This window comes from Alicyclobacillus hesperidum subsp. aegles (assembly GCF_027923525.1).
GTDB lineage: Bacteria > Bacillota > Bacilli > Alicyclobacillales > Alicyclobacillaceae > Alicyclobacillus > Alicyclobacillus aegles.
This window is the reverse complement of sequence record NZ_BSBJ01000057.1, coordinates 1-269: the sequence shown is the minus strand read 5'-3', so window position 1 is coordinate 269 and position 269 is coordinate 1. Positions and strand designations below refer to the sequence as shown.

Sequence of the window (269 nt, the reverse complement as noted above, 5' to 3'; positions counted from 1 at the left end):
AAGAATATCGCGCAACAGCTTGGCGTTTCTGACAGCCAGGTTCGTAACTGGAAAGTTGCTGACGACTGGGAAAACAGCGGAATTGTTGCGCAACAAAACATGAATCGTGGCGCAACAAAACGTAAGCCGGGGGCCCCAAAAGGCAACAAGAACGCGGTCGGCAACATCGGCGGCCCTGGTGGGCCGGTCGGAAACGACAAAGCTGTCACGCACGGTTTTTTTCGCCGCATCTTCCCGGACGACCCTGACACGCATGCCATCATCAACGA

At 55.4% G+C, this 269-nt stretch carries 1 protein-coding gene; it reads left to right on the top strand.

The window, feature by feature from the left end; genetic code table 11:
- Positions 1–269: phage terminase small subunit-related protein (locus tag QMF38_RS11435; RefSeq protein ID WP_281759503.1), on the top strand; the 269-nt coding region annotated here is incomplete at both ends.